Annotated in this window: 23 protein-coding genes; 10 read left to right on the top strand and 13 right to left on the bottom strand. The window is 58.1% G+C overall.

Annotation, left to right across the window (positions count from 1 at the left end; all coding sequences use genetic code 11):
• Positions 1-137 precede the first annotated feature (137 nt).
• On the top strand, positions 138-440 hold the full coding sequence (gene rpsT, locus N675_RS09580) for a 30S ribosomal protein S20 (protein WP_038039149.1): 303 nt from the start codon (positions 138-140) through the stop codon (positions 438-440).
• A 50-nt stretch (positions 441-490) separates the two neighbouring features.
• Here the strand turns inward: rpsT and holA are convergent, their stop codons facing one another.
• Positions 491-1,510: a DNA polymerase III subunit delta gene (gene holA, locus N675_RS09575; RefSeq protein WP_156100859.1), complete on the bottom strand. Its 1,020-nt coding sequence runs from the start codon at positions 1,508-1,510 to the stop codon at positions 491-493.
• A 56-nt stretch (positions 1,511-1,566) separates the two neighbouring features.
• Between holA and N675_RS09570 the strand changes: the two genes are divergently transcribed.
• Positions 1,567-2,280 carry a M23 family metallopeptidase gene (locus N675_RS09570; protein WP_038039147.1) on the top strand — a complete coding sequence of 238 codons (714 nt, stop codon included), beginning with the start codon at positions 1,567-1,569 and terminating at the stop codon, positions 2,278-2,280.
• A complete protein-coding gene (locus tag N675_RS09565; protein WP_156100858.1) occupies positions 2,249-3,403 on the top strand; it encodes a hypothetical protein in 1,155 nt (384 codons plus the stop codon). The genes N675_RS09570 and N675_RS09565 overlap by 32 nt, the downstream gene beginning before the upstream one ends.
• Here N675_RS09565 and N675_RS09560 read toward each other — a convergent pair.
• The 7 genes from N675_RS09560 to N675_RS09530 are packed head-to-tail and all read right to left on the bottom strand — an operon-like array spanning position 3,400 to position 11,644.
• Positions 3,400-4,980, bottom strand: a complete 1,581-nt coding sequence (locus N675_RS09560; RefSeq protein ID WP_038039145.1) for a flippase — start codon at positions 4,978-4,980, stop codon at positions 3,400-3,402. The genes N675_RS09565 and N675_RS09560 overlap by 4 nt on opposite strands.
• A 6-nt stretch (positions 4,981-4,986) precedes the next feature.
• A complete protein-coding gene (locus N675_RS09555; protein WP_038039144.1) occupies positions 4,987-6,126 on the bottom strand; it encodes a glycosyltransferase family 4 protein in 1,140 nt (379 codons plus the stop codon).
• Entirely contained in the window at positions 6,110-7,180 is a 1,071-nt protein-coding gene (locus tag N675_RS09550; RefSeq protein WP_038039143.1) for a lysylphosphatidylglycerol synthase transmembrane domain-containing protein, read from the bottom strand. Before N675_RS09550 ends, N675_RS09555 begins: the two co-directional genes overlap by 17 nt.
• A 13-nt stretch (positions 7,181-7,193) precedes the next feature.
• Complete coding sequence (locus tag N675_RS09545) at positions 7,194-8,705, bottom strand: O-antigen ligase family protein (protein WP_051914533.1); 1,512 nt, start codon at positions 8,703-8,705, stop codon at positions 7,194-7,196.
• Entirely contained in the window at positions 8,683-9,636 is a 954-nt protein-coding gene (locus tag N675_RS09540) for a UDP-glucuronic acid decarboxylase family protein (protein ID WP_038039142.1), read from the bottom strand. The genes N675_RS09545 and N675_RS09540 overlap by 23 nt, the downstream gene beginning before the upstream one ends.
• Positions 9,624-11,039 (bottom strand): O-antigen ligase family protein, encoded by a 1,416-nt coding sequence (locus N675_RS09535; protein WP_051914532.1) that lies wholly within the window; start codon positions 11,037-11,039, stop codon positions 9,624-9,626. The genes N675_RS09540 and N675_RS09535 overlap by 13 nt, the downstream gene beginning before the upstream one ends.
• Positions 11,036-11,644 (bottom strand): hypothetical protein, encoded by a 609-nt coding sequence (locus N675_RS09530; protein WP_038039141.1) that lies wholly within the window; start codon positions 11,642-11,644, stop codon positions 11,036-11,038. Before N675_RS09530 ends, N675_RS09535 begins: the two co-directional genes overlap by 4 nt.
• 176 nt (positions 11,645-11,820) lie before the next feature.
• Here N675_RS09530 and mtnP point away from each other — a divergent pair, with 176 nt between their 5' ends.
• The 7 genes from mtnP to plsX all read left to right on the top strand — a co-directional run bounded on the left by mtnP (position 11,821) and on the right by plsX (position 20,082).
• Complete coding sequence (mtnP, locus tag N675_RS09525) at positions 11,821-12,705, top strand: S-methyl-5'-thioadenosine phosphorylase (protein ID WP_038039139.1); 885 nt, start codon at positions 11,821-11,823, stop codon at positions 12,703-12,705.
• Positions 12,702-14,009 carry an FtsW/RodA/SpoVE family cell cycle protein gene (locus N675_RS09520; RefSeq protein WP_038039138.1) on the top strand — a complete coding sequence of 436 codons (1,308 nt, stop codon included), beginning with the start codon at positions 12,702-12,704 and terminating at the stop codon, positions 14,007-14,009. The genes mtnP and N675_RS09520 overlap by 4 nt, the downstream gene beginning before the upstream one ends.
• Positions 14,006-15,652: a peptidoglycan D,D-transpeptidase FtsI family protein gene (locus N675_RS09515; protein WP_038039137.1), complete on the top strand. Its 1,647-nt coding sequence runs from the start codon at positions 14,006-14,008 to the stop codon at positions 15,650-15,652. Before N675_RS09520 ends, N675_RS09515 begins: the two co-directional genes overlap by 4 nt.
• A 75-nt stretch (positions 15,653-15,727) precedes the next feature.
• A complete protein-coding gene (locus N675_RS09510) occupies positions 15,728-16,099 on the top strand; it encodes a metallopeptidase family protein (RefSeq protein ID WP_038039136.1) in 372 nt (123 codons plus the stop codon).
• 9 nt (positions 16,100-16,108) lie between these two features.
• Complete coding sequence (locus tag N675_RS09505) at positions 16,109-17,092, top strand: hypothetical protein (RefSeq protein WP_038039135.1); 984 nt, start codon at positions 16,109-16,111, stop codon at positions 17,090-17,092.
• 11 nt (positions 17,093-17,103) lie between these two features.
• Positions 17,104-19,008, top strand: a complete 1,905-nt coding sequence (gyrB, locus tag N675_RS09500; RefSeq protein ID WP_038039134.1) for a DNA topoisomerase (ATP-hydrolyzing) subunit B — start codon at positions 17,104-17,106, stop codon at positions 19,006-19,008.
• Between the two features lie 18 nt (positions 19,009-19,026).
• Positions 19,027-20,082 carry a phosphate acyltransferase PlsX gene (gene plsX / locus N675_RS09495; protein ID WP_197066285.1) on the top strand — a complete coding sequence of 352 codons (1,056 nt, stop codon included), beginning with the start codon at positions 19,027-19,029 and terminating at the stop codon, positions 20,080-20,082.
• Between the two features lie 71 nt (positions 20,083-20,153).
• Here the strand turns inward: plsX and N675_RS09490 are convergent, their stop codons facing one another.
• From N675_RS09490 to infC, 5 genes are all read right to left on the bottom strand, one after another.
• Positions 20,154-20,432 (bottom strand): HU family DNA-binding protein, encoded by a 279-nt coding sequence (locus N675_RS09490; RefSeq protein WP_038039132.1) that lies wholly within the window; start codon positions 20,430-20,432, stop codon positions 20,154-20,156.
• 149 nt (positions 20,433-20,581) lie between these two features.
• Complete coding sequence (locus N675_RS09485) at positions 20,582-21,379, bottom strand: TrmH family RNA methyltransferase (RefSeq protein ID WP_231577994.1); 798 nt, start codon at positions 21,377-21,379, stop codon at positions 20,582-20,584.
• Positions 21,369-21,737 (bottom strand): 50S ribosomal protein L20, encoded by a 369-nt coding sequence (gene rplT, locus N675_RS09480; protein ID WP_038039131.1) that lies wholly within the window; start codon positions 21,735-21,737, stop codon positions 21,369-21,371. The genes N675_RS09485 and rplT overlap by 11 nt, the downstream gene beginning before the upstream one ends.
• A gap of 43 nt (positions 21,738-21,780) precedes the next feature.
• On the bottom strand, positions 21,781-21,972 hold the full coding sequence (gene rpmI / locus N675_RS09475; protein WP_422396428.1) for a 50S ribosomal protein L35: 192 nt from the start codon (positions 21,970-21,972) through the stop codon (positions 21,781-21,783).
• A 14-nt stretch (positions 21,973-21,986) separates the two neighbouring features.
• A complete protein-coding gene (gene infC, locus N675_RS09470; RefSeq protein ID WP_231578010.1) occupies positions 21,987-22,490 on the bottom strand; it encodes a translation initiation factor IF-3 in 504 nt (167 codons plus the stop codon).
• Positions 22,491-22,535 lie beyond the last annotated feature (45 nt).

Genomic DNA, 22,535 nt, shown 5'->3' with positions numbered 1-22,535 from the left:
GGATACCGCGTGCCGAACGCTTCTGTTGGCCAAGGAAGCGATAGAGGCAGTGATATTGCACACAAACGGGTAAACCTGCTACACTAGCCAGTCGGCAAGTGTAGGCGTGGCGTCGAGCAAACAAGAGGAGATGACCCTTGCCGAATACGAAATCGGCTGCACGAGCTGCGCGACGTGCGGAGAAAAAGCGAATTCGCAACCGGATGTATCGCTCTGCGACGAGGACCTTCGTCAAGAAGGCCCGGAAGCTGATTGAAGCGGGCGATGTTGAGGCAGCAGCCCGGGCTGTTGGCGATGCGATCAGCATGCTTGACCGCGCGGCAGTCAAGGGAATTATTCACAAGAATGCTGCAGCACGGGGCAAGTCACGACTGATGAAGCGCTTCAACGCCCTCGTCCGAGCAAAGCTCCAAGCTGAGCAGTCCGGCGCATCAGCATAAGCGACACCAGCGGCAACGTTGTAGGGGTGAAGACAACGCGCCTTCACCCCTTATGTTGTTCTCGATACCGCTGTACCGAGAATACTCAGCAGTCCTGCGCCAACATCGACAGGGCCAAGTTTTGACGCCAAATCAAGCTGGCGAAGCTGCTCGAGGAGCGAATGGAGGAGCGCGTCCGGAAAACGGCGCGCAGCTGGTATAGCATGCCGAAGTCGCCCGGCAGAAATGCCAGCGGATGCTAACGCGGTCTCAGCGTGCTGTCCAGCTGCCCGTACTTGCAGATAGAGCTCAAGTTGCGTGACGATTTGGGCAAGAAGCCGTTCGGGTGGCGTTCCCTGGTCAAGTTCGTGCTCAATTTCCCGGATAATTCCAGCAAGATCGTGTCGCTCGAATGCATTGAGCAAAGCCCACCCATGCTCTGGCTCAACGGCTGCGACAAGCTGTCGGACAAGCGCATCGGTGATATGCCGCTCGGGAAGCGCAGCCGTTGCGAGTTTCGCGAGTTCCTGGTCAAGGCGAACGAGATCGGGCTGCAACCCACTATTGCCTTCAGTAGACTGTAGCCCCCACGGACAGACTGCTGCCACGAGATGCTCCGCTGCTTGCGGCGAAATCGTTGCCTGATAGCGTTCGGCCCGTTGCACAACCCAGCGCAGCAGCGCTTGTCCCCTCGGAATAGAAAAGACCGTTACCTCAAGGTTCGGGATGCGCTGCTTCAGCGCAGTGAGCACACGTGTGTCCAAGGTGACTGGTTCGAGTAGCACAAGGCGCGTCGTCTCGGGACAAGTAGCCAGTATGTCAAGCAAGGATTCATCGAGAGATGAACGACGCGCCATGCTGGCAGCGCTGAGTAGCCTGCGCACAATAACCAGACGCGTGGAGCCAAAGAAGCCGGGGGAACGTATCGCCCCGCGAATCGCCTGCAGATCATGCGGGGGATCAAAGACACTTGTCGCGATCTCACTTGGATCAAGCTCTTGCCGCAGCGCGTGGATCGCTTCGTGAAGTTCAAGCTGGTTCTCACCGGTGAAGAGCGTTATCATCCCTGTTGTCAAACTCGCCGTGATCACCCAGCCGCTTGGCCATCATGACTCTAGCACAGCATGAGATCAATCGGACAGCTAACATGAAGTACGTGATCCGTCGACGCCCCAGTCGGGTGCGACTTCTCCTTCTCGCCTTTCTCTTCATTGCCGCAAGCGCTGGAGTCACCGCACAGCGCACCCGAGCCGCGGTAAGTTTCGGATTGCCACTGGCTGGTGAGCCGAGCCTCTCGACATGGTTCGTTGTGCAATGGTATGGCAACACCACGACGGCATACCGCAATCGCGATAGCCTGTACCGACAGGGACAAGGCATCCATTTTGGTGTCGATTTTGCAGCCCGCTGCGGCACGCCCGTCCTCGCCATCGCGGATGGGATCGTCGTTGCCGTTGATGGCCCCTATGGAGCACCGCCCCACAATGTGGTCATCGAGCACGCGAATGGCCTGCGCTCGCTCTATGGACACTTGCTGGAGCGTTCACCGCTCGCCATTGGACAGCACGTTCAGAAAGGCCAACAAATTGGGCTCGTCGGTGATCCAGCGACCCCAACCTGTCATAGCGCCTCGCATCTGCACCTTGAGATTCGTGACCGCTCAATGAGCCATGCAATCAATCCGGTAACCGTTATTCCAGCTGATTGGCGACGACTTACACTTGGACTTGGTGGAGATGGCACACACTTTGAAGTACCGTACCAGCAGCCGAATCAATGGCAGACCATCGACGATCAACCCACGATCCGATTTGGTGGTCCACTCCTCAATGACTGGACTGATGCCTGGCCGCCGCGCTAGCCATCTTACGCTCGTGTTGATTACCATCACGCTCTTGTTGAGCGGTTGTCACAGTCATGCCGCCCCGGCAACGCCGTTGCTAACACCAACCTCATTTGCTCTTCCGATCACGACACCACCGGCAACATCTTCACCAACGAGTGAGGAGCAACAGCCGACGCCAACGCCATCACCAACGCCTGAGGTATCACTCGCAACAGCAAAGGCGTCATCGGGGGTACCGTCGTTCCAAGATGTCAGTGATTGCTGCGGCCTGTTTGCCTGGCTTGACGACCATCGGCTGCTTGTCTATCGCACCAGCTCCTCACCCGCTGGACTCTGGGTCATTGACCTCGCAGACGGACAGGCTCATTGGCTCGATAGCATGATGGGATTGCCCTCAGCTGCTGGGCTGATCGCTATCCCAGATCATGCACAACGGGTCACGCGTGTCCGGGATGCGAGTGGTACGCTCGTCTCGACGATTGCCAATGGTGGAGTAGTCACCTGGATTTCGCCCGATGGCCAGCGCGCTGCCTGGCTTGAACGTTTACCGATTCCATCCCAAAGTTCTTCAGTCAATCCGGCTGTACGGCTCTGGGTAAGTAATAGAGACGGAACGAACGCCCACCCCTTGCTGAGCCTGCAAGCAGCCACACTTGCCTGGACTGCTGATAGCAAGGCGCTTTTAGCCCGCGCACGTACGCTCGACGGACAGCAGTCTGGGATCTGGCGTATCGATGCAACGTCGGGCGCTGTCAATGTACTCGTCAGCGCTGACTTCATCTACAACGTGCGCCTTTCCCCCAGCGGCACCCGAGTTGGTTACGCTGTTGGTCTGAGCGCGACAGCGGAAGAAAACGGATGCTGGATAATGGATGTGCAAAGCCAACAACGAACTCGGCTTCCACTGTCAACCGGCTTTCGCTTCAGTGACGACGCGACAATGTGGACGATCCAACCGGGGATAGAGCATGATACTGTGCTCGGTTACCGTCTTGGATCTGCGACTCCATGGCTTACCCGGGATCTGCCCGGGCAAGTCCAGAATGACGACTGGGAAGTCAGTCCAGGAGGGAAATGGCTCGCGTTCTGGCGTCAAGCTGATCACCACGTCGTCGTTCTCGCTCTCCAGCCAGACTAGCCGCGCACACTCTGCCACGCACGCCGTCCAATGAGATCACGGACAATGTGGTATTCAACTGACCCAAGAGCACCGCAAACAACGAGAAGACCAAGGTAGAGAAGTCCGCCGCAGCAGAGCACGAGGAGAGCAAGAGGAACTGCAAGGTGCGCTGCGAACAACGCCGCAAGACCAAGCGAGGCGATTGCCGGCACAGTTCGGATCACGATGCTAAACCAAGGAATGGAGCCAAGGTGACGGTTGAGCGATCGCGCAAGCGGGAAGAATAAGACAAGTTCCGTCAGCACGGTCGTTACCGCAGCCGCTACGTACCCAAAGTGCGGAACAAGCACAAGGTTCGCGGCCATATTAAAGCCTGTTGCTAAGAGATAGGCATAGGCAATGGTGCGTTGCTGATCAACAGCGATCATCGCATACTGTGCGACACCGTTGACAAAATGCAGCGGTGCAAACCAGATCAAGATACGGAGGGCAGTTGCAGCTTCCGGGAGAAATGCGCGTCCACCGAGAATGCGAATCATGAACGGTGCAAGCGCAAGCGTCCCCATAACAATGGGCCAGGCGAGTAGCCAGAGAAACTTGGCGGCGAGGAGAAAGCTCTCGCGCAGTTTTCCGCCTTGCGCGTGCCGTGTTAGCGTTGGAAAGATCGCCATCACAAAATACGCCGGGATAATCGGCAGCAAGTTTGGGAGCTTGTACGCAGCATCGTAAATGCCGAGAGCATGATCACCCTGGAACCCTTGAACAACGTAGGTATCGATTCGGAAAAAGACGGTAATCAACAGACCGTTGAGGAGTAATGGCCAGGTTGTCTGTAACAACAGACGGGCACGGTCAAGCGGTAAATGCCACTGCGGCCGAACCTGAAGATGGCGCAATGCGACACGGAAGGCCAGTGCTGAAAGCGCTGTGACGCCACACGCGACCCCGGCGAGCCCAGTCACGCCATAGCCAGAAAACAGCGCCGCTAACCCAAATCCCGCGCGCCCAAGATTGGTGAACACGGTCAGGATCGCTGGTAGATGCATCTGCTCATAGCCGTTAAAAACGGAGTTGATCGCCTCGGAAAAGCTGCTTGGAATGATTGACAGGTACAACAAGAGGATCGCATGCACGCTCGCCGGAGCGAGGTGGAGCCAACGAGGCCCCGCAAGGCTTAACAGCACGATGACGGGAGCAAGGGCCAGCAGAGCCAGCCAGCGCAGAAGCGTCGACTGTCCAAGGAGTTGTGGTGCAACAGCGCGATCTTTGGCAATTTCCCGTGTGACGAGGACACTGAGTCCTAAGTCTGAAATCGTCTTGAGATAGAGCCACGTCACGGTCGCAATCGCGTATTGACCGTTGCCGGTCACACCAAGCAGTCGGAGCGCAAAGGCTGCGAAGACGAGGTCAACAGCACGGTTGAGTATCTGTGCCCCGATTGGGAACACGCTGTTGGTCAACACACGCCGCGCCGGACTGGTCAGGACGCGCTCGATGCCTGGCACTCCCTGCCAAGCAAGCAGAAAGAGCAGCGTGATGCTCAGCAGACCAAAGCCGAAGCAAAGTTCGGCTGTCAAGCCATGCACTTCTGGCATCGAACACTACCTGCGCATTTCGGCCACAGCCCGATAGACGGCAAGGTGCCGGGCTGCCGACGCTTCCCACGTAAACTGCTGTGCACGTATCAGACCAGCCGTCCGCAACTGCTCCCGCAACGACTGGTCAGTGAGCAGTCGTTGCATTGCTGCACCAAGTGCCTCAGCGTCACCAGCTGGAACGTACATCGCCGCTTCACCCGCGACGTCTCGCAGGACTGGCAGGTCGCTGGCAATGACTGGAGCACCACATGCCATTGCCTCAAGCACCGGAAAACCAAAGCCCTCATACCATGAAGGGTAGACGAGCGCAACGCACCCAGCATACAGTGCTGGCAGATCATCATCGGCCAATGCCTGCAGCCACTTCAGACGTCCACGCCGTTCCCAGACCTGGAGTTGCTGAACAATACCGCGGCACAGCCAACCGGGTCGCCCCACAACGACGAGCTGGACCGCTGGATCAACGGCAGCCACCGCCGCAAAGGCAGCTAGAAGCGTCTGATGATTCTTTCGCGGCTCAATCGTGCCGACGGCGAGAAAGTAAGGGGGCGCAATGCCGTGTCGGCTGAGCGTCGCGGCAATTGCGGCAGCAGAAGGAGGGCGGAATCGTGGTTCAACGCCGTGGGGGATCGCAACAATTCGATCGTCAGGAATGCTATAGAATGCCGCAATCTCTCGGCGCACCTGCTCAGAAACGGCAATGACCGCGGCTACACGCTGCAACGTACGCGGCACGGCGCTAGCAAGATAGGCTCGCAACCGCGGGTGAGCATACTGTGGGACAACGAGAAAGCTGAGATCGTGGATCGTGACGACAGACGGTGCACGGCTTGGCGCAACAACAAAGTCTAGTCCATGATTCACGTCAATTGGGCCGAGGATCTGCTCGAGTCTGAGCGGGAAGCTCGCGCGATACCAGAGCCAAGGAAGCACACGCGCGGGGATTGGCACCGCGACTCGATGCACGGTTGACCCCTGCAGTGACGGTAAATGTTCAACTGGTTGGAGACCACATCCATGCCACAAGATCAGGTGATCATCAGGGGAAAGTGACAATGCCAAGCCATGAAGCAGTCCACGGGCATAGCGGCCAACACCAGCTCGTTGCACCAAGGCAGGCGTACTATCAAGCGCGATGCGCACGGAACCAGCGCTCCAGGGCAATAGCTGCAAGCCAAAGCGGCGGCACGATGACCAGGACACTCCAGTACGCAACGATGCGATCGACAAGCGTTACCGCTACAGCTTGGTCTGGAGCAAATCCAGCGAGGACGAGCGCCCCAGTCACGCCCGCTTCAACGAACCCAAGCCCCGAGGGAGTAATCGGCAACGTCGTGAGGAGTGAAGCAAGCAGCGCGGCAAGAAAGGCGATGAGCATCGGCAACGCGAGGCCAAGAGCAAGGGCAGCGAAATAGAAGCGGACACCCTCAAGACCCCAAATTGCTGCCGTGAGCACCAAAATTTTGGGGATTTCCTGGCGTGCACCAAGCACTCCAGCTTCAAGACCGCGGTAGATCGACTGGAACCGTGGCGGAAGCATGCGCGCGAGCGTCTCACGAAAGCGCACGAACAGCCAGAGGACAAGACCGGTACAGACAGCGAGAGCAATTGCCCAAAGCACCCAGCGCCGTAGCGGACTGGCGAGCGCGCCACCGAAGGTTGCCCCAATTGCCACAAGGAAGAGCGTGCAGAGACCAAGCAGATCGGCTGCGCGTTCAACAACGACGCTCCCGAGCGCTTGACTCAACCCCACTGGCGCTGCACGCTTCAGCAGATAACCGCGATAAAGTTCTCCTAGCTTGGCAGGCGTAAGACAATTGAGTAGCCAACTCCACAGATACATCGCAGTCAACGAACGGAGCCGTGGCTGTGGAGAGGGTGGCGGGGGAAGACTGCCGTGCAGGATGTATTGCCAACGCCAGGCTCGTAAGAGAATCGAAACGTAATAGATGCCGAGCGCAACGCTGAGAAAGCCCGGACTTGTCTGGCGCAACTCAGCAAGAATGTTCCCGATGTTCAGATGAAGTTGCCGGACACCGAATGCTGTAAGTAATCCAATGATCCCAACGCCAATCACCATGCGGCGCCATTCGCGGCCAAGGACGCTGCGCAGCGACCACCGGTCAGCTGCCGGTGTCACGAACGGCAGTGGCTGTTCGGCAACAGGTAGCTCACCGTCTCGAACTGAGCGCCCCACGATTCACCCCATCTCACGCACTGTCAGCAAGGGATGGCGCAATGCTCGCTAATCCCCACACCGCCAACGTATGGACACTCAGGTTTAACGCATGCAGGTCCTCAACAACGTTGTGCGTCATCAAGGCAACGGTTGCAGCCAGAGCCCCAAGCCCCAGCGCTCTGCCAAGCGCGGTAGGACTATGCCGAATCGCTCGGCGAATGGTCCCAAGCGCGACGACGAGCAGCGCGAGATAGGCAAGCAAGCCCGGTAGCCCCGTTTCGGCTGCTGCATGGATGTAGTAGTTATGCGCATGCCCTTGCGAAATACGAAAGCCAGGATGAGGAGAGAAGTCTGGGAACCGGACATTGAAGTTCCCGACTCCCACCCCGCTCCATGGATAGGCAAGAAACATGGCGATACCGGCCTGCCAATGGTCCATCCGCTCAACCGTCGCAAAGTTTTCCGGCGTCACTTGCACATCGCGCACGTCAAAAGGCTTCAGCTGTTCAACCAGTTGAACGGCGCGGGCACGAAAGCTCGCCGGGGCAATCGCACCACCACTGAGCAAGAGGCCAAAGACGGCGAGTATTGCTCCAGTAAGGAGCGTCAGTTTGATTGCGCGGGGTGCGAAAGCGACAAGCACAATGAGTGCTGCGGCAGTGCCAAGCCATGCGCCACGCGAAAAGCTCAGGCCAATACCAAGGATTGACGCTGTCACACCGGCAGTCAGCCAGAATGCAAACGCAAGCTCTCGGAGCAGTGCACGGCGGACTGGTCCACTTGCGGCGCTGCCCTGGAGCCGAGTGCTCTGCCAACGACGATACGCCGCTCGTACGCGTTGCCAGCGGAGAAGCGCGAGTGGAAAAAGCCAGAGTCCGGCAAGTTCGAGATAACCCGCGTACGGGTTTGGCTTCCCAAACGTACCGTAGGCACGGAAGAGGCCGCCTGTGACAGCGAAACTTGCCGGCGCAATACCAAGCACTGACTGGATCAGCCCGGTTGCAGTTTCCGCCAAAATCAACAGGCTGACGATGCCAGCAAGCCACCACACCTCACGGGCGTGACGAACAAGGTTGAGTGTGGCGAGCAATGCAATCAACGCAACAGTCCAGCGGTACATTTCAGCGAGCCCCGGACCGAGCGCAACAGCCGCGCGTAGTGAGAGGGCTTGCATGCTGAGATAGAGCACGAGTGCTCCAGTCAACCACGTGAAGCGCCAGGACCAGCGCCGTGCGAATACCGTTGCTGATAAACCGACAACGGTAGCCGCCACCGCAAGTTTTGTGGCAGTCACATCCTGGCCAGCCAGCTGGACTGCGCCAAACTCCTGAACCGGTACTGACGCTATCAGGGCAATTGGGAAGAGCGCGGGGAAACGAACCGCGAGCACAACCAGGGCAAGGCCGAACGGTACAACCAGATTAAGCGGAAATGGAAGAAACACAATCGCAAGGGCAAGGCCAAGCGAAAGTATGATCCCGAGGATCTGCGTTGAGCGCAGTCGTTGCCCGAGACGATCGTCAGAGACCAGCAGAGGGCGCATGGTTAAGCACCTGAGCGAAATACGCAATCGTTGCCTGCAAGCCTTCGCGCACCGGAACCTGCGGCTCCCAGCCAAGCAGTGTTCGTGCACGCGTGATATCAGGACAACGCCGGGAGGGATCGTCAGGACGTGGTTCGGCGAAGAGAATCGGCGACATCGAGCCCGTCAATTCCAAAACAAGCTCAGCCAACTCACGAATGGTCTGCTCATGAGGATTGCCAAGGTTAATGACGGCGCCGGCCAATCCATCGCGATCCATTGCTAACCGCAAGCCTCGCACCAGGTCACTGACGTAGCAGAGCGAACGGGTCTGCGTACCATCGCCATAGATCACCAGTGGCTCGCCGCGCAAGGCACGCGTGATGAAGTTTGGGACGACGCGGCCGTCGTGCGGATCCATTCGGGGACCATAGGTGTTAAAAATGCGGACGATGCGGGCATCGAGGTTATAACTGCGCACAAATTCCATCGTCATTGCCTCGCCATATCGTTTCCCCTCGTCATAGCAGCTTCGCGGACCAATCGGGTTGACGTTGCCAAAGTAGCTTTCGACTTGCGGATGGACGAGTGGATCGCCGTAGACTTCTGACGTCGAGGCAAAGAGAAAGCGTGCACCGTACCGGCGAGCCAGCTCCAACAGGTGATAGGTTCCAAGCGCGTTCACCAAGAGCGTCGGAATCGGATAGCGCCGATATCCTTCAGGGCTCGCTGGACTGGCAAGGTGATAAATCTGATCGACGGCAAGGTCGAGCGGCTGCGTTACATCGTGTTCCAGAAACGTAAACCGGGGGTGATCGAGGAACGCTTGTACATGCGCGCGTTGGCCAGTAAGCAGGTTGTCAACCGCAATCACCTCATGGCCGTCGGCGAGCAAAGCTTCGCAGAGGTGGGAGCCGATAAATCCTGCGCCACCAGCTACTACGATGCGCATTGCTGGTCCTCCGTTCGCATTGCTACGCCGACCATGCCACTTTCCTCGATCAAAAACAGGATGATCCACGTACTCATTGCCAGTTCAAGTAGAAAATAGCCCTGGTCGACCATGCCATGGACTATTCCCGCGACCAATGCGCTCAGTGCAGCAACAGCGAGCGGCTCACGGCGCGTCCAGGCCTGGCCGACACAGCGCACCAATAGAACCACGAGTGCTGCCGCAAGCGCAATTCCCGCAAGCCCGAGACGCAACCAGAGATCGAGGAGGAGATTATGCGGATGCGCCGTGAAACGCTCAGCCCAGGCTGAAGGGTTGACATAACGAGGCGTGTATTGATACAAGAATTGATCAAGTCCAACGCCGAAGAGGGGAAAATCGCGAATCATGGCTAGCGCGGATTGCCAGATTGAAAGGCGCAAGCTCCCTGAGCCACCGCCTAAGAGATTCGCCATCCGATGCGGAGCAGTGATGAGCGCAACGAGGCCGAAGGCCGCGGCAAGGCTGACTGCTGCCCCAAGAGCACGCCGGCTGTGGCGCCAGGCAAGCAAGAGCACACCGATAAGTACTCCTAGATAGGCTCCACGAGAAAAGGTAAGGAAAAGAGTGATGCCAAGAAGCAGACTTGCCCCTTGCCAGAAGCGACGCCGGGAAACAGCCGTGTCAAAAAGCGCGAGGCCAACGGCGAGCAACAATGGTCGTTCCAGATACAACGCAAGCGCATTTGGATGGGGAAATACACCGCTGACCCGCAGCACGCCTTCAACCGCGACGCCAGCGCCAACAACGCCACGAAAGAGACTTATGAGGGCCACGACGCTCGTCCCCATCATCCACGAGAGCGCAATCGGCCACGCATCTCCCCATCGGCGAGCATACCAGCCGGCAAGACCATACCAGGCAACCGGCTCGAGAATAACCCAACGCAACTCTCGAACGCTTTCATGACGGTGCGCAGGATCGGCTACGGTCGCAAGGGAGGCGCAGCCCAGCACCACGAGGCCGAACGCGAGCGCACTAAACGGCCGCGCAGTCCATCGTGCCCACAGCAGCGACAACTGGGCACGAACACGTCGCTGAATCGCACTCTGCAGCAAGTGCCAACCGCCATGACAGGCAGCGGCAAACACAGCTGCGAGCACCACTACTTCCGGTGGACTGAGTTGGAGAGTGCGTCCGGCAACTGGCAGCGAAATGAGGAGATAACGAAAGCCAAGGGCTCCCGGCAAAGCAAGCAGCGCTGACCATGGTGCAAGCACTGCACAGCCAACAATCAACACAACGAGCAGCAACGCAAGGACATGCCCCTGGAACAGGAAAGCGAGCGCAAGCAATCCCCAGAGGGCGAAGCACCCCGCCCATCCATGCCCGAGGACAATACGGAGAGCATGCCAGCGGTTCATTGCCCCTCCCGAGGCGGTACTGTCGGGAGCCAGCCACGCATTTGCGCTAACGTCCGCCAAAAGTGCAGGATCGCACCGAAAAGCACAAGGCTATACCCCACGATGCCAAGGGCAACGGCCCAATCAAGGGGTGGCCAATTACGAACGCGGATCGCTAAGATAGCGAATTCGCCATCACGATTCTCAAGGGTTACGTGATGGATACCGGGCATAAGGCCAGCTGCCAATGAGACTTCGGTTGTCACAGCGGTTGTCGCTTTCAGGGAGAGATACGTACCTGATTCATCGCGCGGCAGGCCATTCGGGAATTGTCCATCAATGCGGATCGAGACGCGGCCAGCGTCAGGACTGCGCCGAACAACGAGCGCAACGTCCGTACCGGCAAAGGTCAGCTGGAGTGTTGCTCCGGGCTGCCGTGTTGCGAGATAGGCCTGGTCAGCAAACTGCTGGCGCACCCATGTCCCGGTGGTCTCGACACCTGGCGCTGGCAGAAAGGTTATGCCCGGACGCAACACACCGTGTGTCGAAGCTGGAGGCAGGCCAAGTCGGCCGAGCAGGCTACAGATTGTCACGAACCAGTAGAGCGCAAGGAAAGCAATGATCATGCCAAGCCCTGCTCGCGCTAGTGGCTGCTGGCGAAAAAAGGCCCTTACCTGCCTGAGCGTGGGAGCGTTCACCGCGCTCCTGCCTCCCTTCAGCCGAAGTATGCGCGAGAACGGCTCAGTCTGCTGCACCGCTCACGCTTCGGTACAATCCCCTGTGGAGTGAAGGAGGCACTGGCGTGGCACAGGCAGTACTTGGCGTGATTGGTGGAAGCGGCTTGTACCAGATGCCAGATCTCGAATCGCCTGAGGAGATCACGCTCGAAACACCCTTTGGCCCCCCGAGTGATGCAATTACCATTGGCACGCTGAGCGGTATCCGCGTTGCCTTTGTGCCCCGCCATGGGCGTTTCCACCAGCACGCGCCGAGCGCAGTTCCCGCTCGCGCCAATTTCTGGGCACTAAAGTCACTCGGCGTTCGATTCGTCCTCTCCGTCAGTGCAGTCGGGAGCATGCGTGAAGAGATCACGCCGCTCGACCTGGTTGTTCCCGACCAAGTCTTTGACCGCACCGTCCGACGTCCGCGGTCATTCTTTGAGGAGACGGGACCGGTTGTGCATGTTGCGCTCGATGAGCCGTTCTGCCCACATCTCCGCCATGCAGTCATTGAGGCAGCGTCAACGACCGGCGCCCGAGTGCATCCACAGGGAACGTATCTCTGTATTGAAGGCCCGCAATTCTCGACCAAGGCTGAGTCACGCATTTATCGTTCGTGGGGCGTCGATGTTATTGGTATGACAGCCATGCCAGAGGTGCGGCTGGCGCGCGAAGCTGAGTTATGCTTCGCTATCCTGGCGCTCGTTACCGATTATGACGTGTGGCATGAGGAAGAAGAGCCAGTCTCCGTTACGACGGTCATTGAGCGCTTACACCAGAATGTCACGACAGCACAAGCCATCATCCGGGATCTGGCAACACGGGTGGCAAGCCTGCCCGATGATTGCCCATGCGGGCACGCGCTTGAACACGCGATCGTGACAGCACCGCAAGCGATTACCCCTGCAGTGCGTCAACGGTATGCGCTGCTGCTTCACCGCTATTTCCCGGTGGATGCTGAAGGATGAGCCAAGCACTCACGCGCATCCGTCTGCTTGAACTGCAACTCCTCGTACTCCCAGGCTTACTGACGGTTGTCGGCCTCTTGACCATCTTCCTCGCTCGTTCGGGAACGACAACCTGGCACTGGTCCGACATTGCGATTAGCGTGTTCTACATGGGCTTAGTCTTAGCAACCAGCATCTGGCTGAGCCTGATCGGCTTTCGCGGCGACCAAGTGCTCCTGCCAATTGTGGCGACATTAACCGGGCTTGGGCTCTTGCTCATCCAACGGCTGCAGCCAGCACTGGCAGCACGCGGCAAGGGCTGGGCAACCATTGCCCAGCGACAGGTGATCTATATCACCGCAGGCTTTGCTGTATTGTGGCTGATCATTGCGTTTGTGCGACGACTCGATTGGCTTCGCCGGTATAAGTACACGCTGGCGACGATCGGCATCGCCTTGATGCTCGCTACCATGCTATTTGGACAAGAGATTGGTGGAGCCAAGCTTTGGCTTCGTTTTGGTACCATCACCGTCCAACCGAGCGAATTGACGAAATTGCTGCTCGTTATCTTCCTCGCCGCCTATCTCGACGAGTATCGTGACCTAATTGCAAGCGGGTATCGATGGGGCCCGATCACTATCCCCCCACTGCCGTATCTGCTTCCAATGTCAATCATGTGGGGCTTGTCAATCCTGATGGTTATTCTCCAGAACGACCTTGGCATTGCCTTGCTTTTCTTTAGCATTTTCCTGGTGATGCTCTACGTCGCAACCGGTCGCCTTGGCTACGTGCTTGCGGGAGCAGTCGCGTTTGCCATCGCGGCGTATGTCGCGCTCCATTTGGTTGGTCACGCGCGCGTCCGCGTTGCGGTATGGCTCAATCCCTGGTCCGATCCACAGGGGACAGGGTTTCAGCTTATCCAGGCCGAATATGCCTTTGCCCATGGGCATATCTTTGGCACAGGACTAGGCTTCGGGATGCCCCAAGCTATCCCGGTCGTTGAGACCGATTACAGTTTTGCAGCGTTTGGTGAGGAACTCGGCCTTCTTGGCACAGTAGCGATCCTTGCGTTGTACTTGCTGCTGGTCGCCCGCGGCGCGTTGATCGCATTCCAGGCACGAGACACATTTTTGCGCCTTCTGGCAGCTGGTCTGAGCGCAGTCCTTGGTCTGCAAGCGTTCATCATCCTCGCGGGTGACGTCCGCCTCCTACCGCTCACTGGCATCACCCTACCATTCATTAGTGCTGGCGGCAGCTCGCTCCTCACGAATTTCTTGATCGTCGGACTCCTGCTGAAGATCAGCGCGCATGGAGAACCGGCATGACCAACTGGGTGATTCGCTCCGCTGCTCTTCTGGCCGCGACGCTCTTGGCCATCTACGGCGTTCTCCGCACGACTGACCGTGCACAGCCCCTATGGCTTGCCCTGCTGGTCATTATCGGTCTTCTCTGGGCCATTGCGCTGTGGCCCCCAATTCGGCGCACCGCTCGTCGGATTGAACGGAGCATGCTTCACGTCATTACCGTGCTGAGCATCGGCTTTCTGCTCGTCGGTGTTCAGCTTGCCCGTGTGCAAGCCATTGACCGCGAGCGAATTCTCTCGGCCCCAACCAATGGGGCAGTTGTCGGTGATCCACGCCTCTCCTCAGCGCTCGTTGAAGCCCGGCGTGGCCGCATTCTTGCTCGTGATGGGACGGTAATTGCCCAGACGGAGCGCGCGGCTAACGGCGAAATTCGGCGTGTCTACCCATTTGCTCCCGCGGCCTATCTTGCAGGCTACTACTCCCCAGGGCTTTTTGGTGCGACGAATATTGAACAGGCCTATGATGCCGAATTAAGTGGGCGTGCCGGTATTGCCTGGCGGGCATGGCTCGATGGCGTGCTTCATCGTCAGACGCCAGGCAATGATGTCGTCCTGACGATCGACCCGGCATTGCAAGCCAAGGCTGATCAGCTTCTTGGAGGTCGCCCAGGCGCCATTATTCTGATGGACGTCCATACTGGCGCGATCCTCGCTATGGCGAGCGCGCCATCCTTCGATCCGAATAAGCTCGCTGTGAGCACAACGTCAACGCAAGACGAGTTGGATGCTGCCCGGGCATACTTTCAGTCGCTCCAACAAGCGAACGCCGGGGCGCTTGTCCTTCGCCCGACCCAAGGTCGCTACGCCCCTGGGTCAATCTTCAAGACCGTAACCGCTGCGGCTGCCCTTGAACATCATACAGCGACACTCGATCGCGTCTATCGCGACGAGGGAGCACTTTCCGTTGGTGATCGCGTCATCATCGAGCAAAATCGTCCTGATCCAAATCGCGTAAGCTATACCATGGAGGAAGCCTATGGCTATTCGTTGAACGTTGTGTTCGCTCAGATCGGGCTCGAACTGGGAGAAGCCAGGCTACGTGAGACAGCCCAAAAGTTCGGCTTTGGTGCGCCTATTCCGTTCGATCTTCCCGTAGCACCGAGCCAACTCAGCAGCGATCCGGGCTATCTCGGCAATCCTGCAGCGATGGCCGTCACTGCATTTGGCCAGGGACAATTGCTCGTGACCCCACTCCAGATGGTCCTTGTAGCAGCGGCAGTGGCCAATAATGGGCAAGTGCCGGCTCCATATCTCGTCGACCATATTCAGACAGCGAATGGTGCAATTATCCAGCAAACGCAGCCAAAGATTTGGCGGCAGGCTGTCGATCCGACAATCGCGAGCCAACTCCAGGAAATGATGCGCTGGTCCGTTGAGCATGGCTATGCTCACCCAGCGGCCATTCCGGGGGCTATCGTCGGCGGAAAGACGGGAACAGCGGAAGTTGGTAACCAGCCCCCACATGCATGGTTTATTGGCTTTGCCGGAAAGGGTCAGCCGCAATATGCCGTCGCTGTGATCGTTGAACACGGTGGCGAAGGTGTGCAGACTGCCCTGCCACTTGGCAAGGCCCTCCTTGAAGCAGCGCTCCAGCGGTCTCAGTAGCGACGTCCAACGATTATCTTTCAGCGTACGGACAAGGAAAGATGGTATACTTGTTCGGGTTACGTGGAGGTCGTGATGCGACTGACCCGACGGGAGTTTGAGGCACTGGTTGCAGAGGCGCTTGAGTCGCTACCGCCTGCGATCGCAGAAGCGATAGAGAATGTCGCGATCGTCGTTGCTCCCGAGCCGACTTACCACCACCGGCTGGCATCAGGCACCCGTGTTGGCACGCTCCTTGGCCTCTACGAAGGCGTACCGTTGACCCAACGGGGTAGTGGGTACTCCCTGGTTCCACCTGATGTCATCACCCTGTTCCAGGGGCCGATTTGTCGCCGAGCGCGGAACCGTGACGAGATTCGGCAACTCGTGCGTGATACAGTCATTCACGAGATTGCGCATCACTTTGGGATCGACGAAGTCGAGCTTGAAGCCAGAGGGCTAGGATAGATCAGACCAATGCAGAACCTACCAACGCGAATAACAGGGCCAGAGCGACACGATGTTCGTCGGCTTCCGGGCGTGATTGACACGCTGGGGGCTGGCTATGCCCTACTCAATCGACGGCCATATGTCGTGCTCGTTCTGGTTGCTCTCGATGTGCTCTACTGGCTTGGACCACAACTCCTTCCAACTGGATTTACCGATGCCCTCGCGAACTGGTTGACGCACGTTGGCGCAGGCAGCGATACGCTTAACGCAATTCGCGATCTTGGCGCGCACCTGAACCTGCTGACACTGCTCAGCATCATTCTGCCGAGCTTAATTGCCTCGCTCACGCCTGATGAGCTTGCGCACGCCGGCACACCGTTAACCCACATTGCACTTTCACGCTGGGCCGCCCCGCTTGCCGCACTTGGCTTAGCTGTCCTTGGCGTGTTCATCGGCATGGCGTATTACACGATTCTGGGAAGACTCGTGCGTGGTCACCCAACACTGAGTCGCGGGCTCTTCCGTGCCACACTCCAGAACGGTCTCGCCATGATCGGTGTAGGGATCACGCTGATCGCGGCCGCGCTGGTCTTTTTCGTGCCGATCTCGCTGACGGCTGGACTCGGTGTCATGATCGGCGCCGGCCCGGTTATCCTTCCGCTGATCGCGCTCGTGCTCACCGGTCTGTGGCTATGGATCTTTCTGCTGACATTCTTTGTCGAGGAAGCAATCGTGCTGTCACAGAGTGGGCCCTTACGCTCATTAGCCTTGAGTGCCGCGATCGTTCGCCAGCATTTTTGGCCAGTCGTGCGATTCGTCGTTGCTGCTACCCTGATTGAGATGGGGGTACCGATTGCGCTTCGCGTTTTCTTCCGAACTCCGTGGGGCGTCCCGTTTGCGCTGCTGAGCTATGCCTACCTTATGACAGGAGTCATCATCGCAGCGATGGTATTCTACCTTGATCGCGTGGCGCTTATCCTCCGCGCACGACCCGAGCAACAGGGACAGTAGAAGGAGCAACGATGGTTACGACACGGTATGATGCATCAACAATTCAAGTGCTCGAGGGGCTGGAGGCAGTCCGTCGCCGTCCAGGCATGTACATCGGCAGTACTGACATTCGTGGCCTCCATCACCTGATCTATGAAATCGTCGACAACAGCGTTGACGAAGCCCTTGCCGGCTTCTGCACGCGTATTGACGTGACCATTCATGCCGACCATTCGGTTACCGTGCAGGATAACGGGCGTGGTATTCCTGTTGATCCACATCCACGATTGCAGAAATCGGCCCTCGAAGTCATTATGACGACGCTCCACGCCGGCGGAAAGTTTGGAGGCGGCGGCTACAAGGTCTCGGGTGGGTTGCACGGCGTTGGTGCCTCAGTCGTCAACGCGCTTTCCCGTTGGCTTGAAGTTGAAGTACGGCGGGATGGGCATATCTATCGCCAGCGCTATGAGCGCGGTGTCCCTGTAACGCCAGTTGAAGTCGTTGGCGACACCACACCGGATGAGCATGGCACGACGACACGGTTTTTGCCTGATCAAGAGATTTTCCGCACCCTTGACTACAATGACGAGGTTTTGCTGCAGCGCTTCCGAGAAATTGCCTATCTCACACGCGGGCTCACCATTCACTTTCTCGATGAGCGTACTGACCGGGAAATGACCTTCTACTTCGAGGGTGGCATTATCTCGTTTGTGCGTCACCTCAATCGCAATAAGAATGTCTTGCAGCCGCAACCGTTCTACGTCAAGCGAGAAGTGAACAACTGCCTCGTTGAGGTTGCAATCCAGTACAACGACGGCTTTGCTGAATCCACCCATGCTTTTGCCAACAACATCAATACGATTGATGGTGGCACCCATGTGACCGGGTTTAAGGCTGCGCTTACTCGTACGATTAATGAGTACGCCCGGCGGAACGGATTTCTCAAGGAAAACGACGCGAATTTAAGCGGCGAAGACGTCCGCGAGGGCTTAACAGCAATCATTAGTGTCATGCTGCCCGAGCCTCAATTTGAAGGGCAGACCAAAGGCAAGCTTGGCAACGCCGAGGTTGCCGGCACTGTGCAATCCGTCGTCTACGAAAGTTTCTCGGCATACCTTGAAGAAAATCCGCAGATTGCTCGGGTTATCATTGACAAGTGTGTCACCGCTGCCCGCGCGCGCGAAGCGGCACGCAAAGCCCGCGAACTTGTGCAGCGCAAGGGTGCGCTAGAGACGTTTAGCTTGCCGGGCAAGCTCGCCGACTGCAGCGAGCGCGATCCGAGCCGCGCTGAGCTCTACATCGTCGAGGGAGATTCTGCAGGTGGTTCTGCCAAGCAAGCACGTGACCGCCGTTTCCAGGCAGTACTGCCGCTGCGGGGCAAGATTCTGAATGTCGAGAAAGCCCGACTCGACCGCATGCTGCAGAATGAGGAAATCCGTGCGCTGATCACCGCCCTTGGCACATCGATCGGCGATCAGTACGATCCGGCGAAGCTGCGCTACCACCGCATCATCCTCATGACCGATGCTGACGTCGATGGTGCACACATTCGCACCTTGCTGCTCACGTTCTTCTTCCGTTACCTTGAGGGAATCATCGTCGATGGCCGGCTCTTTATTGCCCAGCCGCCGCTGTACCGGCTGCAGAGTGGGCGCGAAGTGCACTACGTCTACTCGGATGCCGAGCGCGACGCAATTCTCAATCGCAATCCTGAAAAGAAGTGGGAGATCCAGCGATACAAGGGCTTAGGCGAGATGAATCCGGAGCAGCTTTGGGAAACCACCATGGATCCAGCGCGCCGCACCCTCCTGCTCGTTACGATTGAGGACGCCGTTCGCGCCGATGAAACGTTCGACATGCTCATGGGCAGCGCGGTACCACCACGTCGTCGCTTCATTCAGACGCATGCCAAAGAAGTGCGCAATCTTGATATCTAGCGTGACCGAGGTATGCCGGTGCAACACCAACGCCCTAGCGCAATGCTGACCGGGGCACTCCCCATCGTCCTCGACGCCATGGGGGGTGATGCAGCGCCGGATGTGACCGTTCGCGGTGCCCTGCTCGCCGTCAAGCGCGCAGGAATATCGGTGCGTTTAGTTGGACAGCGGCAAGTTATTCAGCCGATGCTCGACCAACTGCCATCCTCTGATCGAGTTGCCCTGGATCTTCTCGATGCGCCCGATGTTATTCGGATGGATGAGGAGCCAATTGCTGCTGTTCGGCGTCCAGGAAACTCGATCCGTGTTGGCATCACCCAACTTCGTGACGGTGCGGGAGCTGCATTCGTCTCGGCTGGTCACTCCGGTGCGATCGTAGCAGCAGCTGTGCTCGAACTTGGCCGGCTTCCGGGCGTTGATCGACCGGCGCTTGCCATCCCGTTTCCAACCGTTGATGGACGTTGGGTACTTGTGCTTGATGCCGGTGCGACCGTCGACCCTCGCCCAGAATGGCTTGTCCACTATGCTTGGCTTGCACAAGCCTATCTTCGTGTTACCCAAGGCATCCAGCACCCACGGATTGGCCTGATTAGCAACGGTGAAGAGCCTGGCAAAGGGAGCCGACTCGTGCGCGAGGTCTACGCCCGGCTTCAGGAGACGCCAGGACTTACCTTTGTTGGAAACATCGAACCCCACCAACTTCCGCAGGGCAAAGTCGACATTGCCCTCTGCGACGGCTTCACCGGCAATATTCTCCTCAAGACGGGAGAAGGGGCCGCCTGGCTCGTGCGCGAAACGGTCCAGCGGGCATTTCGTGCGCACTGGTATACGGCACTGCTCGGTGCGCTCGTACGGCCTGTGCTCCGCCAAGCACTGCAGCGCCTTGATTACCGGGCATATGGTGCGGTCCCGTTGCTTGGTGTTGACGGCCTTGTCTTCATTGCTCACGGTCGCTCTGACGCTGACGCGATTGCCCAAGCAGTGCTGCGCGCGTATCAGGCGGCACACGCTGGACTTTTAGCTGCTTTGCGGACAGCACTCAGCGAACAGGACTCGATGCCGCGGTCAGAGTAACAGACGAGCAAGCCGCATGCGAAAAGCGGCTTGCTCGCGGTGCTCCGTTTCCCTCACGCAGCGGCCAGGGCCTACTTGCCCGAAACGGCGCGCTTCAGTTGCGTACCTGGGCGGAAGCTTGGGCTCTTTCGAGCCGGAATCGTGATCTTCGAGCCAGTCTGCGGGTTGCGGCCTTCTCGCGCGGAGCGCTCGCTGACGCGGAACGTGCCAAAGCCGGCAATGCTCACCTGCTCGCCACGGGCGAGTGCGTCCTGAATCGTTTGAAAGAGTGCGTTGACCACTGGTGTAACCTGGGTTTGTCGCAGCCCAGTCTTCTCCGCAACAACACGGATGAGATCACTCTTTCGCATAGCTACCCCCTTTCCCTTCCTTCATCCTGTCCGGTCAGGCTCGAAGATCACTCTTACTATAGCGCAAATCTGAGATTTCTCAAGTCCCAAGCACCGAACGCTTTTCTTCAGCGTTAATTCAAGCAAAACTGACTGCTGATGGCATCCCGCTAGCGGCGCCGCCGCTGCCGTGCAGCTTCAAACAGCAGAATCGCTCCCGCAATCGCGACATTGAGCGATTCGAGTCCGCCAGCAAGTGGAATCGCCACTGATCCCGTTAAGAGTGGTCGGAGGGCTGACGAGATACCGTGCGCCTCACTGCCGAGAACAAGCACCGTATCGCGTGTCCAGTCGATCGCATCATAGGAGTGGGAACTCTTCACTTCGGCGGCAAGCCGCTGGGCACAGCGGAGTATGCGAGGATCGGGATGGGCAGGGTCAAGTGGCAAGATCGGCAAGCGAAAGTGTGCTCCTGCGGCAGCACGGACAACCTTCGGTGCGAATGGATCGGCGGTTCCTTCAGTCAAGAAGACCGCGTGAACGCCGGCACCGAGCGCTGTACGGAGGATGGTGCCAACGTTGCCTGGATCCTGAATCCGATCAAGGACGAGGAAGAGTGCTGATTGGTCTTTGGGGATTGCGAGGGGCAAGTCCGGCAGCGGGAAGATTGCAACCATGCCCTGTGGAGTGACGGTATCCGTTATCAAGGAGAGGATTGGTGGGGCAACGGCAATGACACGCGTTCCGTGACGTGCAGCTTCGTCGATGAGTGATTGCTCAGGTAAGCTAAGCCGTTCGGGAACGTAGAAAAGGACGCGGGGGGCAATACCCGCAGCGAGCGCATCATAGATAATGCGTGGTCCTTCAACAAGGAATGCCCGCTCACGGTCTCGCATCCGAGGGCGTAGCAGTGAGCGGGCATAGCGTACTACTGGATTGGCTGGACTCGTGATGCGTTCACGCTGCACGCTCAGCCAGGGCGTTCTTCGCAGTAGCAACAAGCTCCGCGAACGCGGCGGTGTCATTCACCGCAAGATCAGCGAGCATCTTGCGGTTGACTTCAATGCCGGCAAGCTTGAGACCGTTGATGAATGTACTGTAGCGCAAGCCGTGTTGCCGAGCCGCCGCGTTGATCCGAATGATCCACAGGCGCCGGAAGTCTCGCTTACGGTTACGGCGGTCACGATACTGATATCGAAGGGCCTTGAGTACCGCCTCATTCGCTTGGCGATAGAGCGTACTTCGTCCGAGCTGATAGCCCTTCGCCATCTCAAGAATCTTCTTATGGCGACGGCGCTTTGTTACTCCACGTTTGACCCGCACCATTGTTTCTGCTCCACTCCCGCTTGTATCACATGACGAGAACCGCTTAGAACGCGTAGGGCAGCAAGCGCTTCACCCGATGCACATCTGATGGTGATACTGGAAGCATGCGGTCGTATGATCGACGCACACGATCACTCTTCTTCAGCCGGTTATGGCCGCGCCACCCACGCATACGCAAGACTTTGCCACCTGCGGTTATCTTAAACCGCTTCGCCGCAGCTTTCTTCGTCTTCATCTTTGGCACGGGCTCTATCCTTTCTCTGTCGTTGTCGCTGGTCGTTCTACCGCCTGACCGACACTCCCGTGAGGCGCAACCACCAAGATCAGGTTTCGCCCCTCAAGGTGAGGCGGCTGCTCAATGACGGCATGTCCCGTCATGGCTTCAACAACTCGCTGGAGGAGTTTTTCACCCAGTTCCTGATGGGCGATCTCACGCCCACGGAACATGACGGTGAAGCGCACCTTTGCACCGTCAGCAAGGAAACCCTGTGCCTGCCGCAGCTTCGTCTGTAGATCGTGGTCATCGATACGTGGTCGCAGGCGGATTTCCTTCACTTCAATAACTTTCTGCCGCTTTCTGGCCTCTCGCTCCCGCCGGCTTTCCTCATACCGGTACTTTCCATAGTCCATGATCCGGCAGACCGGCGGAACAGCGTTTGGCTGCACTTCGACGAGGTCAAGACCGCGCTCACGCGCAATCCGGAGCGCTTCATTTGTTCGGACAACACCGAGGTTTGTACCATTCTCGTCAATCAGGCGAACCTCGGGTACACGGATCCGTTCGTTAACCCGTAGCGG

The organism is Thermorudis peleae (assembly GCF_000744775.1).
GTDB classification, from domain to species: domain Bacteria; phylum Chloroflexota; class Chloroflexia; order Thermomicrobiales; family Thermomicrobiaceae; genus Thermorudis; species Thermorudis peleae.
Note: the sequence above shows the minus strand (reverse complement) of the source record. Positions and strands in the feature narration are given on the sequence as shown.